The organism is Roseibium sp. 10G30-5 (assembly GCF_055809635.1).
Genome location: NZ_CM147918.1, coordinates 709,725 through 723,212 on the forward strand (window position 1 = coordinate 709,725; position 13,488 = coordinate 723,212).

At 56.2% G+C, this 13,488-nt stretch carries 9 protein-coding genes, 3 pseudogenes and 1 riboswitch; of the genes and pseudogenes, 7 read left to right on the forward strand and 5 right to left on the reverse strand.

Annotated elements, in window-relative coordinates; genetic code table 11:
- Entirely contained in the window at nucleotides 1-870 is an 870-nt protein-coding gene (locus tag AC0L7U_RS03645) for a DMT family transporter (protein ID WP_473693898.1), read from the reverse strand.
- Between the two features lie 137 nt (nucleotides 871-1,007).
- Nucleotides 1,008-1,178, reverse strand: a riboswitch (FMN riboswitch).
- A 236-nt stretch (nucleotides 1,179-1,414) separates the two neighbouring features.
- Here AC0L7U_RS03645 and AC0L7U_RS03650 point away from each other — a divergent pair.
- The 7 genes and pseudogenes from AC0L7U_RS03650 to AC0L7U_RS03680 all read left to right on the forward strand — a co-directional run.
- Nucleotides 1,415-1,822, forward strand: a complete 408-nt coding sequence (locus tag AC0L7U_RS03650; RefSeq protein WP_473693900.1) for a hypothetical protein — start codon at nucleotides 1,415-1,417, stop codon at nucleotides 1,820-1,822.
- A 169-nt stretch (nucleotides 1,823-1,991) separates the two neighbouring features.
- Nucleotides 1,992-2,411, forward strand: a complete 420-nt coding sequence (folB, locus tag AC0L7U_RS03655) for a dihydroneopterin aldolase (RefSeq protein WP_473693901.1) — start codon at nucleotides 1,992-1,994, stop codon at nucleotides 2,409-2,411.
- A gap of 136 nt (nucleotides 2,412-2,547) precedes the next feature.
- Complete coding sequence (locus tag AC0L7U_RS03660) at nucleotides 2,548-2,889, forward strand: hypothetical protein (protein ID WP_473693903.1); 342 nt, start codon at nucleotides 2,548-2,550, stop codon at nucleotides 2,887-2,889.
- A gap of 234 nt (nucleotides 2,890-3,123) precedes the next feature.
- A pseudogene (locus AC0L7U_RS03665) lies at nucleotides 3,124-4,549 on the forward strand (circularly permuted type 2 ATP-grasp protein).
- 3 nt (nucleotides 4,550-4,552) lie between these two features.
- Nucleotides 4,553-5,509, forward strand: a complete 957-nt coding sequence (locus AC0L7U_RS03670; RefSeq protein WP_473693905.1) for an alpha-E domain-containing protein — start codon at nucleotides 4,553-4,555, stop codon at nucleotides 5,507-5,509.
- A 16-nt stretch (nucleotides 5,510-5,525) separates the two neighbouring features.
- Nucleotides 5,526-6,341, forward strand: a complete 816-nt coding sequence (locus AC0L7U_RS03675; RefSeq protein WP_473693907.1) for a transglutaminase family protein — start codon at nucleotides 5,526-5,528, stop codon at nucleotides 6,339-6,341.
- Between the two features lie 69 nt (nucleotides 6,342-6,410).
- Nucleotides 6,411-7,118, forward strand: a pseudogene (locus AC0L7U_RS03680) (proteasome-type protease); the annotation flags it as partial.
- A gap of 135 nt (nucleotides 7,119-7,253) precedes the next feature.
- Here AC0L7U_RS03680 and AC0L7U_RS03685 read toward each other — a convergent pair.
- The 4 genes and pseudogenes from AC0L7U_RS03685 to AC0L7U_RS03700 all read right to left on the reverse strand — a co-directional run bounded on the left by AC0L7U_RS03685 (nucleotide 7,254) and on the right by AC0L7U_RS03700 (nucleotide 13,301).
- The gene (locus AC0L7U_RS03685) at nucleotides 7,254-8,969 is read right to left on the reverse strand and encodes a thiamine pyrophosphate-dependent enzyme (RefSeq protein ID WP_473693908.1); all 1,716 of its coding nucleotides are present in this window, start codon (nucleotides 8,967-8,969) and stop codon (nucleotides 7,254-7,256) included.
- 235 nt (nucleotides 8,970-9,204) lie between these two features.
- The gene (locus tag AC0L7U_RS03690) at nucleotides 9,205-9,978 is read right to left on the reverse strand and encodes an ATP12 family chaperone protein (RefSeq protein ID WP_473693910.1); all 774 of its coding nucleotides are present in this window, start codon (nucleotides 9,976-9,978) and stop codon (nucleotides 9,205-9,207) included.
- A complete protein-coding gene (locus AC0L7U_RS03695; protein WP_473693912.1) occupies nucleotides 9,978-10,658 on the reverse strand; it encodes an HAD-IA family hydrolase in 681 nt (226 codons plus the stop codon). Before AC0L7U_RS03695 ends, AC0L7U_RS03690 begins: the two co-directional genes overlap by 1 nt.
- A gap of 296 nt (nucleotides 10,659-10,954) precedes the next feature.
- A pseudogene (locus tag AC0L7U_RS03700) lies at nucleotides 10,955-13,301 on the reverse strand (glucose/quinate/shikimate family membrane-bound PQQ-dependent dehydrogenase).
- Nucleotides 13,302-13,488: the final 187 nt, after the last annotated feature.

Sequence of the window (13,488 nt, forward strand, 5' to 3'; positions counted from 1 at the left end):
TCATCCCGTGGCCTGTGCTGTCCGTTGCGCGTACCCAACATTTGCCTGCCGCTCACTGTTCATCACATAAAGCGACGCAGCGAGGATCATCAAGCTCCCCGGCCAGAAGGCCAGACTTGGAACATTGGCAAAGGCGATCCAACCACCGATCAGGTTCAACGGCAACTTCAGATGATCGAAAGGCTGGACATAGGCTGCATCAGCCTTTGAATAGGCCAGCGTCAGCAGATAGTTGGCCAGAAAGGTGAAAACACCGGCCACCACAATAATGGCAATAACAGATGCTGCCCACGGCACGACAAAGCCGCCACCGATAGCCACAACGGCGTTGGCAGGCGTCAATAGCAAAAGCAAGTAGGCGGTGATCGTGTCGGCGGGTTCATCCTGCGTCAGCCGTTTGGTCAATAGCGAGGCCGCTCCCCAGAACATCGCGGCCAGCAACGGCAACAGCGCCGCCCAACTGAAGCCCGCAGACCACGGCTGTAGAATGACCATCGCACCGGAAAACCCGAACGCGGTCGCGGCCCAGCGCTGCCAACGGATCGTTTCGCCCAATAACAACCACGCCCCGACAATAACGAAAAACGGCGAGGTCATAATCAAAGCGATGGCCTGCCAGATCGGCACCGACGACAGGCCAGCGCCCCAAAATTGCACACCCGCAACCGCAAACCCGACACGCAGGATATGCAAAACCGGATGACGGGTTTTCAACGACCGCAAACCGCGCCGCAGCACCCAGGGCGCAGAAAACAGAAACGCCAAGCCATATTGCCAGAAGACGACAGATGCTGACGGCAGCCCCAGAGTGCGGGTCGCAGCCTGAAGCGCGACATTCACCACAGAAAAGGCCGCGCCCGAAAGCACCATGAAAACCGCCGCTCGCACGATACGGGATTTGAAGACAGATTGTTCCACGAGCCCAGGACCTTTTGTCAAAGTCAGGGCGGGTCAAAGCACATGCAAAAGACGCCACTGACCAGGTTGTCAGCGCCCCCTCTACACGTGATTGCTCTCTTCCATCCGGACTGTCACCGTCGGCTTCGGACTTAAACCGAATCTGCTGACCTTTGCGACCCGCACCGGAAAATCCGGCAGACTGGTCGTAAAACGCTCGCGGGCTTCAGGAAACTCCTGTTACCGCCGGAGGGGAATTCCACCCCGCCCCGAGAACATTTCAGTATTACTGAAAGATTTCTAGCTGCATGCCACCCGGTGCGCAAGGGTCGTTTTTCAATGGGTTGGTTCAATTTTAAGTATTTAGAACAATCGTATTTTTATGTTCCTCAAATACACTGCACATGAACCGAGGTGGGGCCCTTTGTGATGTTGAAAAAAATTGCCGCGACGATCCTTCTGATGCTCGGCACCATTGTGGCCGCCCACGCCGATAAGGCCTTAGCAAAATGGCACGGTGAAAGGCTTCGAGCGCTATTGGATGGAAAATTCCGACGGCGCACGCTTTACCATCTGGTGCAATCACGATCCGGCAGAACGCGGCACCGTTGTAGCCATGCACCTGCCGGGTTACCCACTCTCGCCGAAAACACACGTCAGTTTTCAAATCGACGACCAGAACATCGGCTTCACGCCGGACAAGCATGGTAACATCCAGACCTCCTGCCCGACCTGCGCTGACAAGTTTGTCATGCTCTGGAATGCCTTGCGCCGAGGATACAGGGTCACTGTTCTGGTGGATGGCCATCTGGTCGAGACTTTCCCCTTGGGCGATGCAAGTCACGTTCTGGGCCGGGCACACGCGCAATGCAGGCCGGACTACTACAAGTCGGCGAATTTCTCCCGCTTCAATATCCACGACTGAACACGGCCGCTCTGGTCATGTGCAAATGAGCTGAGCAAGCCACTGGATTTTTGCGTAACGGAGGCTTAAATCGAGACGCACTCCCGCGCCCGGTATGCCCTGTCTGGTCCATGCAAGCCCCACAGATCTCAGGCCCCGGCGCGCAGACGCGAAGCCGCACCCTGCCAGCATGGGCAAGGTGCCCGGCGGCCAGACGGCCACCCTGCTCAGATCGGACTTTCTCATGGATGCCATTCACCTCAAAGACCTCGCCTTTTTCGCCTATCACGGCGTCCATGCCGAAGAGGCGCAACTCGGTCAGAGATTCATTGTCGATCTGACATGTTGGGCGGATCTGGAAAAGGCCAGTGTCAGTGACAACTATGACGACACCATCTGTTACGCCAGCTTGACACGCGCAATCGAGACGACCGTGACACAGACACGCTTCAATCTGATCGAGCGGCTGGCCGGAGCCATTCTGGAAACCGTCTTTGCCGCAGACGGGCGGATCATGAAAGCTCGAGTCCGGGTCCACAAACCCGGCGCGCCGCTGCCACTGTCCTCTGGCAATGTCAGCGTCGAGCTCACACGCAATCGCCCGCAATAGCAGCCTTCCCGCCGCAAAATTGCCTTTTTGACGAGACGTGACTTTTAGTCAAACAGCCCTACATCAAGGTCAAGGCTCCCTTCACGTCAGGCCCACGGACGGTTCCGAATTTGACGTGATCCAAGAAGATGAGGTCATGCCGATGCCCCCTAGTTCCCGCAAAGCACTGACACGTTCGCGTGTTCTGCCAACCCTCTCGCTGGCTCTCGCCTCGACCCTGTTCATCAGCACGGCCGCCGAAGCGCGACCCGACCTGCGACAGATGGACTGCAAGAAGGCGCAGGCCATGGTCAAACGCGATGGCAGCGTGGTCTTCACAACAGGCCAGTACACCTACTCGCGTTTCGTCGCAAACCAGGGCTACTGCGACCGCGACGAGATCACAGTGATCCACTATGCGAAGACAGGCGACAACCCCAACTGCCCGGTCGCATACAAATGCAAGCAGCCGTTGTTCATGAACAATTGGAACGACTAGACGTTAAGCTGCATTTACCTGTCGGGGACACTTTTCCGGCAGGCGTTTTTCTGCCCACACAAAAACACCCTCCGATTTATCATCCAGTCCGCCAAGGATTGGGACCAGATTCGTTTTTGTAAAAAGACGATTTGCTTAATTGCTAAGCACCAACGCATTCAGAATACGCTTGGTGGTGTTTGGAAAATCTGCAAGTCTTGATTTTTAAGGGCAATAAACCTTACGGGAGGGACAATGGGCGACGCTGCGTCATTCTTCAATGAGATGATGGACCAAGAGGGAAATCCTCGTCCTGCCTACTCGCACCTTGCCGAATGGTTGGAAAACAAGCCACCCAATTTCTTGAAAAAGAAAGGCCGCGAGGCAGAAACCATCTTTCGGCGCCTCGGTATTACCTTTGCCGTCTATGGTGCACAGGACGCAACAGAACGCCTCATCCCTTTCGATCCGATCCCGCGTATCATCTCCGCGTCAGAGTGGCGGAAGCTGTCTGCGGGGATTGAACAGCGTGTGCGTGCACTAAATGCCTTTCTCAATGACATCTATAACCGTCAGGAAATCATCCGCGCAGGTCGTATTCCTGCTGAGCTTATTGTGCAGAACGAAGCATTTTTGCCCGAAATGATCGGTCATCGCCCGGCTCATTCTGTATATGCACATATTATAGGCACCGATCTGGTGCGCGTTTCCGAGAACGAATTCTACGTTCTGGAAGATAACACGCGCACGCCATCGGGGGTGTCTTACATGCTGGAAAACCGCGAGACCATGATGCGCATGTTCCCGGATCTGTTCCACATGCATCAGGTTGCACCGGTCGAGCATTACCCGGACCTGCTGCGTCAGACCCTGGAAAGTGTCACGCCAGACCCGGCCAAATCGGCACAGACCATCGTTGTCATGACGCCGGGCATCTACAATTCGGCCTATTTCGAACATGCGTTTCTGGCTGATTCCATGGGTGTTGAATTGGTCGAGGGACGCGATCTCTTTGTCGAGAACGGCAAGGTGTTCATGCGCACGACCCGCGCGCCCAAACAGGTGGATGTGATCTACCGCCGCATCGACGATGCCTTCCTCGATCCCCTCACCTTCAACCCGGACAGTATGTTGGGTGTTCCGGGCATCTTCGATGCGTATCGCGCTGGCAATGTCACAATCTGCAATGCGCCAAGGTACCGGCATTGCCGACGACAAGGCCATCTATGCCTATGTGCCGGAGATCATCGAGTTCTACACGGGCGAAAAACCGATCCTGAACAACGTCCCCACTTGGCATTGTTCGCGAGAAGACGACCTGAAGTATGTGCTCGACAATCTTGAGGACATCGTCGTCAAGGAAGTTCACGGCTCAGGTGGCTACGGCATGTTGATCGGACCGACAGCCTCCAAACGGCAGATCTCGGATTTCCGCAAAATCCTCAAGGCCAATCCGTCAAACTATATCGCCCAGCCGACGCTGGCCTTGTCTGCCTGTCCAACGCATGTGTCGTCGGGCGTTGCCCCGCGACACGTCGATCTGCGGCCTTTTGTGCTTATCGGCGATCAGGTGCGCATCACACCGGGTGGCCTCACCCGCGTGGCGCTGAAAAAAGGCTCTCTGGTGGTCAATTCAAGCCAGGGCGGCGGCACAAAAGACACCTGGGTTCTGGAGGAGTAAGTCATGCTAGGAAGAACCGCCTCTTCGCTGTTCTGGATGTCCCGGCTGCACGAGCGTGCCCAGAACGCCGTCAAGCTGCTGGAAGTGGATTACCGCACCTCAATGGTGCCTCGCAACGGCAACAATGGCCGCGGACAGTGGAACTTTGCCTTGAAAAGCGCGGGCTGTGAATTCGGCTATCGCGAAAAGAACGAAGACGAGATCAACGCGCGCAGCGTGATCAGCTATATGATTTTCGACAAGGAAAACCCGGCCAGCGTCCGTGTCTGTCTCGAGGGAGCTCGCAACAACGCACGTGCCGTGCGTACCGGCATCACCGCGGAACTATGGGACGCCATCAACACCACCTATATCGAATTCTGTGACGTCAATCCGCTAAGCATCACGCCTGAACGCCTGCCGGACTTCCTGTCCTGGATCAGCCAACGTTCCCATCTTTTCCGCGGCGCGCTGCTCAATACGGTACTGCGCGATGATGGCTACTTCTTCAGCCAACTCGGCAACTTCGTCGAACGTGCCGATAACACGGCTCGAGTCCTTAATACGCAATATTGGGTGTTGTTGCCGGAGTTTGATGTGGCTGGCGGAAAAGGCGGAGCAGAACAGGCACAATGGAGCGCCATCCTGCGCGCCATGTCTGGCTTGCGCAGCTATCGGTTCGCCTATCCCAAGGCCCGATTGACGGCGGGCAACATTGCAGAATTTCTGATCCTCAAAAAGGAAATGCCCCGCTCGCTGGCTTATTGTTACGACTGGATCGACGACACACTTGATGATCTGGCAAACTTTTACGGCGAACGCCTGCCAAGCATAGACATGGCATGTGAAACATGGCGCGAGTTGCAATCCCTCGACATGGATACGATCTATAATCGGGGGCTGAGCGAGTTTTTGACGAGCTTCATCAACAAGAACAACGCTTTCGCCATGCAACTTTCGAGCGATTACAACTTTTCCTGAGACCCGTGGAGCCAAGATGCAACTGACGGTCAAACACATCACGCGCTATCGCTACGAAAGTCCGATCGCGAATTCCATGCAGCAATTGCGCCTGACACCAGACGATTGTCCGGGTCAAAAAGTGATTGAATGGACGGTCACAGCCCCCGGCATGGACAGAGCAACCCAGTACAGGGATGCCTTCGGCAATACGGTGCAGATGATCACTGCACGTGATCTGGCTGAAGAGTTCGAGATCATTGCAGAAGGCATTGTCGACACAGAAGATACATCTGGCGTCGTTGGCCCTGCCACGACAATTTTTCCCAACCGGATTTTCACCCGCGTGACACCACTAACCAAATCCAATCAGGCCATCCGGCGACTGGCCGGAGCTGTTGAGCGGGAAGACGACATGATTACCGGCTGTCACGCCCTGAGTGACAGCATCCGGGAGAAAGTCGCCTATACTATCGGCGTCACCGATACGAGTGACACCGCCGCATCGGCTTTGGCTGCTGGTCAGGTGTGTGCTCAGGATCATGCGCACATCTTCATCGCAGCCCTTCGCAGCATTGGTGTTCCCGCACGCTATGTCTCAGGGTACTTGTTGTTGGACGATGAGCAAGAATCAGAGGCACATCATGCCTGGGCCGAAGCTCTTATCCCGGATCTGGGGTGGGTCGGTTTCGATATATCCAACGGAATTTGTCCGACCGAACGTTACATTCGCTTGACGACAGGACTGGATCTCGCGTTCCGCTTCCCCAATCAGAGGCATTCGCTTCGGAGGACTGGAGGAGAACCTCTCCGTCGAAGTCACTGTGCAACAGCAGCAACAATGAGCTTTTAACATTTGCGGCGCATGCTGCCCTATAGAGGGTCTGCAAGCGCGCCCGTCAAAAGCATCTGAAAGATAGACATGACCTATTGCGTCGGTTTGAAACTGGATCGCGGTATCGTGATGGCCGCAGACACCAGAACGAACGCCGGAGTCGACAACATATCGACCTTCAAGAAGCTTCACATCTGGGAACAGGAGGATGACCGTGTCCTGATGTTGATGTCGGCGGGCAATCTGGCCGTCACTCAGGCCGTCATCTCCTACCTTGGCGAGCAACTGTCTTACCCCAAGCCTGACACGCCAACGATCATGAACGTCAGCACCATGTTCCAGGTGGCAAGATTGATTGGCAGCGCAGTGCGTGAAGTGCATGCGACCGATGGTGACAGTCTGGCGGCGACGGCAGAGAATTTCTTCATCACCTTCATTCTGGGAGGCCAGATCAAAGGTGAAGAACCACGCATGTTCCAGATTTACGCCGCAGGCAACTTTATCGAAGTGTCTGACGATACGCATTTCCTGCAGATCGGCGAACATAAATATGGCAAGCCAATTCTGGACCGCGTGACCCAGGCTGACATGCGTCTGGGCGACGGCGCCAAGATGGTGCTGCTGTCCTTCGACAGCACGCTACGCTCCAACCTCTCGGTCGGACTGCCTATTGATCTGGTCGTCTATGAGAAAGACAGTTTTTCGACCGAGCGTCAGCGTCGTATCGAGCAGGACGACCCGTATTTCATGAAGCTGTCGTCCGACTGGTCGAATGCCTTGCGCGATTCTGTTTCAGAAGATGGACAGCTTGGAGATCTGAACAAGGCCAGCTTCTCTGAATACAAAAAAGCCGCTCCTCCAAAGTGGCGGCTTTTTTGTTGCTCTGAAAGAACCAAAGACGGGGCGATGATATGCCCCGCCCCTGTTCGTTTAGCGCAGGAAATTATCGCGCAACAACGACACCACTTCACGCGTGCGGCCATCCAGCACCGCCTTGACACCAAACATCGCGGTCGACCCGACCTGTGCCACCTTGATCTTCGGCGGCATGACGAGTTCCATGCGATTGACCTTCACATCCAGCACTGCCGGACCCGGCTCATTCAGCCACTGCTTCATCGCCACTTCCAGATCATCTGCGTTTTCGACGCGATATCCAGCGATGCCACAGGTTTTCGCAAGGGCCGAGAAATCCGGATTTTCCAGTTCAGTATAAGAATCAAGCAAGCCTTCAACGCGCTGTTCCATCTCCACGAAGCCCAGCGTGCCATTGTTGAAAATGATCATCTTCACCGGCAGCTTTTCCTGCTTCAGTGTCAGAAGGTCGCCCATCAACATGGTCATGCCGCCGTCACCACACATGGCAATGACCTGACGGTCCGGATAGGCTGCCGCAATGCCCATCGCCTGCGGATAGGCATTGGCCATTGTCCCATGGCCCAGCGACGTCAGGAAGCGACGTGCGCCGGTCGCCCGCAGGTGCCGCAAGAGCCACACCATCGGGCTGCCACCATCTGCAGTATAAATCGCATCATCCTCGGAGATCTCGTCGAGAAGACGCGTCACATACTGCGGATGGATCAGCTCCTTGTCGCTTTCCTTGGTGGCATCATCATAGCCGGACTGGTCCTTATTGTACTGCTTGAGTGCTGCATCCAGATGCTTGCTGTCCTTGCGACGTGTGATATGCGGCAGAAGCGCCTCGATGGTGTCACCAACATCGCCGACAAGACCAAGATGCACCGGACACCGGCGACCGATATGCGTTGGATCAATGTCCACCTGCACAATTTTGGCCGACTTCGGATAAAACTGCGTGTAGGCAAAGTCACTGCCAAGGCACAGCAACAGATCGCATCCGTCCATCGCTTCCATTCCTGCCCGATTGCCAAGGATGCCGGTCATGCCAACATTGAAGGGATTGTTCGGTTCGATGAACTCCTTCGCCCGCGTGGTGTGCACCACGGGTGCGCGCAAGGTTTCGGCCAGTGCCAAAATCTGCTTCTGCGAGCCGCGCGCGCCAATACCGGCGTAGATCGTCACTTTGCCCGCAGCCTCGACCATCTCAGCCAGCTTGGCGACTTCCGGATCAGAGGGACGCACCACGGGGGTCATGCGGTTGACGGTCCACTTGATCTCGTCGCTGCATGTCTCTTCAAACATGTCGCCATTGACGATCACGACCGCTACACCGCCCTTGCTGAGGGCTGCCTGCGCCGCCATAGCGGTGACACGCCCAGCCTGCTCCGGGTGATTGATGGTCTGACAGAAGACCGAGCAATCAGCATAAATCTTGCTCTGGTCAACTTCCTGCGGAAAGCCAAAGCCTTCCTCACTGCGCGCGACATTCGACGCGATCAACACAACCGGCGCGCCATTGCGGTGGCTTTCGAACATGCCATTGACGAAATGCAGAGAGCCCGGACCACAGGTGCCCGCACAGACGGCCAGTTCGCCAGTCATATAGGCTTCACCACCAGCAGCCAGTCCGCCCGCCTCTTCATGACGCACATGAACCCATTTCATCTCTGACTGCCGCAGGGCATCCGTGAAATGATTGATCGTGTCGCCAACAATTCCCCAACACCGCTGCGCACCAGCCTGAACCAGCGTATCGACAATGACCTCAGAAACCTTCCGGGACATGAACTCTTCTCCTAAGACGGATTGAACAGGTGGACGCGCCTTTGCGCCTGTCTTTATTCAATCCGTCACGGCGGAGAAAGTTGCTCACCCGGAGCAGGAAACACCTGTCATTTCAACGCGAGAAACCCATAGAAACACGCCAGCATTCCCAGACACAAGAAAGGCCATCCGGTGCGCACCGGATGGCCTTTTAAAGAGCGCCTGACACCCCTTATTTGCGGCATATTTTGAACGGTCAATTCGCCAGCAGGATCAACGTCGCAGCATCGAATTCACGGCGCTTGTAGGCACGAACACGCTTGGCATCTTCATCCTCTCCCCAACGCTCGATATTGAAATTTTCATCCACATAGGCGGCGGCCCAAATGTCGTCAGGCGCGAACCGGCCTTCTGCCAGCGCCAGCGCCAGAACGGCCGAACCCGTTACGGTGGTCACCGTGTGATGAGCCGACAGTCTCAAGGCATCATACGCATCAAGGCGCTGCCTGTAGCGGGCGAGCAGTATCTCGGATTGCTCCTGATGCATCAGCCCCTGGATAAGCACGAAGCGTTCGCCCAGCACCCCCTCAGCCCAAGCGAGAATGGGGTTCCAGTGCTGGTTCTGACGTTCGACCAGAGTATCAGGCTGGTCGGCGCGATAGCACAAAGCGTCTGTCCCGCAAAACCGGGCGATTTCATCAGCCACTTCGCCAAATCGCACCCCAACCGCATCCTCAGAAGAGTTAGCAATACGGGTCAAAGGCATCCGAACCGGATTGATGTCTTTTTCCTGCGCATTCCACTCCGCTGCAACAGCCTCTGCAACAGTTCTGTTTGGCAGGGTCAACGTTCGGCGAGACGGGGTCTTGACAGGGCGACCATCGAGGTGAATCGCAAATCGACCACCAAGTTCGACAGCCAGAGCTTCCTTGTAGAACCGTTTGGGAAACTCGCGCCGCGACAATTCACGCGCGCGTTGTTCCGGATCTTTCGCGGCATCATTTTCCAGAGTTTCCAGATAGTCGCGCATCACAAGGTTTCCTTGTCAAAATTCAAAAGATCGGCCACGGCTTCCACCAGCGTATCACTTCGGTCGATCACCCGGTGCGCCCCGGCTACATGCAACCGCTGCGGTTCATGGTAGCCCCATGTGACGCCCAGCGCCTGAACACCGGCCGCACGCGCCATTTCCATATCAAAACTGGTATCGCCAATCATCACGGTACGATCAATTTCGGCACCGGTCTCACGAAGAGCCTGCTCGATCATGTGCGGATTTGGTTTGGACGGCGACGTATCCGAGGTCTGAATGGTAACGAAATAACCCTCCAGCGCGTGATTGCTCAAGAGGTGATTGACACCCGGCCGGCCCTTGCCGGTGGCAATGCCCAAAAGCACATCGTCACGCGCCGCCAGTCGATCCAGCGCATCACGCACACCCTCGTACAAAGGATCAGCTTCACTCCCCTTAGCACGGTTCTCGTGCTTGGAGCGACGATATGCTGCCGACATATCCAGGACGTGATGGTGATGTTCCTCGCTCAAAAGCATCCGAAAGGCATTGTCGAGTGACAGGCCAACCGTCGCCAGAACTGTTTCCCGATCGGGCATCGGGAGTCCCACCGCATCAAAGCCCACCTGCAGGCCGCTGACGATGGAATGCTGACTGTCTACCAGAGTGCCGTCGCAATCGAAAATGACAAGATACATCGGGCGCTCCAATCCAGGCTTGACCATGAGTAATCGCGACAGGCCTTGAGGCCCGGCAGGGTGATGCCGCCGTTCAAGCTGTCCAGAGGGGGGATGTGAACCGTTTTCGCCAGCGGGTCAAGAGCCGCACGCCGTCGTACCTCTCCCACATCTGTCAACACCTTGCGAGCCGCGCTCGTCCCCCGGTCAGGCCCCGGTGACCACGATGCCCGGACTCTGGAAAGACAAAAGACCCGCTTCCTTACCAGGTGCGAGCCTTTTTTGCTGTCCAACGCGTCAAGCACTGAGGATAAAAGTTAGTTATCCGAGCCCTTCGGCAGCTTGTAGGCGATAACATAATCGCCCGGCTTGGTGCCTATAGAGCCATGACCGCCTGCCACCATCAGCACATACTGTTCTCCGTCTTCCATATAGGTCATCGGAGTAGCCTGCCCGCCAGCTGGCAAACGCGCCCGCCACAGTTGCTTGCCTGATGTCAGGTCATAGGCTCGCAGGTAGTCGTCCACGGCGGCCCCGAGGAAGGCAACACCTCCCTTGGTGATCATCGGGCCACCAATACCGGGGACACCCAGCTTGAAGGGCAACGGCAGCGGTGTCATGTCATAGACGGTTCCATTCTTGTGGCGATAGGCGATCTTGCCGTCCTGCAGATTGACACCAGCGACATAGCCCCAAGGCGGCTGCTGACATGGAACACCAAGCGGACCGAGGAACGGCCCCATGGCGACGGCATAAGGAGCACCTTCGTTTCGGTTGATGCCCTGTTCGCTGGCCTTCTTCGAACCTTTCGGAGGCACCTGATCCCGCGGAATAAGGCGAGATGTGAACGCCAGATAGGTCGGCATGCCGAACATCACCTGCCGTTCAGGATCAACCGCGACGCTGCCCCAGTTGAAAGTACCGAAATTGCCTGGATAGATGATCGAGCCCTGCAAGGACGGCGGCGTGTACATGCCGTCATATTTCAGCTCGTGAAACTTGATCCGGCAGGCGAGTTGATCGAAAATCGTCACACCCCACATATTCCGCTCCGTCAGTTTCGGCGGATTAAATGTCAGGGCAGAATGCGGTTGGGTTGGCGACGCATGATCTTCGGGAATGGTGTCCGTCGTGCCAACCTTCTTTTCGGTGATCGGAATGATCGGCTTGCCGGTTTCTCGGTTAAGGACATAGATATCGCCCTGCTTGGTGGGCTGCACCACGGCAGGAACCGGTGTGCCATCACTGCCTTTGAGATCAATCAGAACGGGCTGAGCGGGTACATCCATATCCCACAGATCATGATGCACGAACTGCTGCACCCAACGCACCTGACCCGTGCTGAGATCCAGAGCCGTGAGAGACGAGGAATAGGTTTCCACATTCTCATCGCGGTTCATGCCGAGCTGATCCGGCACCTGGTTGCCCATTGGTACATAGACCAAGCCGAGCTTTTGATCGACGGCCATGACAGACCAGCTGTTCGGGGAATTGGTGGTGTAGGTTTGGCCCTCTGGCAGCGGGGTGGTCTCTTGCGGGTTGCCGGAATCCCAGTTCCACAACAGTTTGCCCGTATGCGCATCAAAGGCGCGAATGACCCCGGACTGCTCCTGCGTGGAGAAGTTGTCATTTACAGCACCGCCAATGATGATCTTGCCCGCAACCGCCAGCGGCGGCGACGTGGAATAATAATAGCCGTCCGGATCATATTTCATGTGCTGCTCAAGATGCAGCATGCCCTTGTCAGCAAAGCTCTCACACAAGGAGCCATCACCTGCATCCAGTGCGATCAAACGGGCATCCGAGGTCGGCAGGTAAATGCGTTCATGGCACCGTTCGCCTTCAGCCACCTGCGGGTCGACCCAATAGGTCACACCACGACACGTCTGGTGCTGGCGCTGCGTGTTCTCACCGACTTGCGGATCATACTTCCACTTCTGCTTGCCGGTCTTGGCATCAACCGCCAAAGCCCAGTTGTGTGGTGTACACAGATACAGGGTGTCATGTATCTTTATCGGTGTGACCTGATACGTCGTCTCGGTCACATCGCTCGGCTTCTTGACATCACCCGTTTCATAGGTCCAGGCCACCTTCAAGGTGGCAACATTTTTCGGGGTGATGGTGTCAAGCGGCGAATACCGCTGACCAAAATTGCTGCGCCCATATTGATGCCAGTCGCCATCCGGCATCTGATTGCCAAGATTAACGCCCGCCGACGCAACTGTCTGATCCGGCAATTGGCCCGGCAGGTCGTGTGGCATATTGAACATGGCAACGACAGCCACGACGATGGCCCCGACGACCGGAATACCAACGGGCCAAGGCAGAGGCAGAACCACCCGTTTCTTCGTGTCTCAAAGAGCGGCGCACCCATGGCGTCATCATCCACAAGCCAATCACAATGACCACACCACCGCGCGGAGCAAGGGCCCACCAGTCAAGCCCGACTTCCCACAACGCCCAGACAAGCGCGAACAAGGTCAGGATCCCATAAACCCACAAAGCGGCAGATCGGCGCGCAAACGTGAGCGCGCTCGAAGCGAGAAACAGCAATCCAAGGATCAGATAGAACCAACTCCCGCCGAGAGCGACCAGCCAGCCACCTCCACCAGTCAGCGCAAGGCCAACCAGCAATAACAACCATGCTGTGAAAATACGTGCCATGAGACGTCCTCAACTTGATCTGTAAAATCTGTCTGCCTCGTGGTGCTCCACCGAGCACACCAGACAAAATCGGCGCCACGATGCCAGTCGAAAAGCTGGCTGGCACACTCTGCCAATCAGGGTGGATTGGCCGAATGCGTTCGGGACAAGAAAGAGACAGAAGGTTGCATGCGGCAACACTCCGCAA

Excerpts from the sequence above, each read along its gene's own strand:
- AC0L7U_RS03645 (WP_473693898.1), bottom strand. The coding sequence starts at position 870 with ATGGTGCTTTCGGGCGCGGCCTTTTCTGTGGTGAATGTCGCGCTTCAG.
- folB (WP_473693901.1), top strand. The coding sequence starts at position 1,992 with ATGGGCAAGGTGCCCGGCGGCCAGACGGCCACCCTGCTCAGATCGGAC.
- AC0L7U_RS03660 (WP_473693903.1), top strand. The coding sequence starts at position 2,548 with ATGCCGATGCCCCCTAGTTCCCGCAAAGCACTGACACGTTCGCGTGTT.
- AC0L7U_RS03670 (WP_473693905.1), top strand. The coding sequence starts at position 4,553 with ATGCTAGGAAGAACCGCCTCTTCGCTGTTCTGGATGTCCCGGCTGCAC.
- AC0L7U_RS03675 (WP_473693907.1), top strand. The coding sequence starts at position 5,526 with ATGCAACTGACGGTCAAACACATCACGCGCTATCGCTACGAAAGTCCG.
- AC0L7U_RS03685 (WP_473693908.1), bottom strand. The coding sequence starts at position 8,969 with ATGTCCCGGAAGGTTTCTGAGGTCATTGTCGATACGCTGGTTCAGGCT.
- AC0L7U_RS03690 (WP_473693910.1), bottom strand. The coding sequence starts at position 9,978 with ATGCGCGACTATCTGGAAACTCTGGAAAATGATGCCGCGAAAGATCCG.
- AC0L7U_RS03695 (WP_473693912.1), bottom strand. The coding sequence starts at position 10,658 with ATGTATCTTGTCATTTTCGATTGCGACGGCACTCTGGTAGACAGTCAG.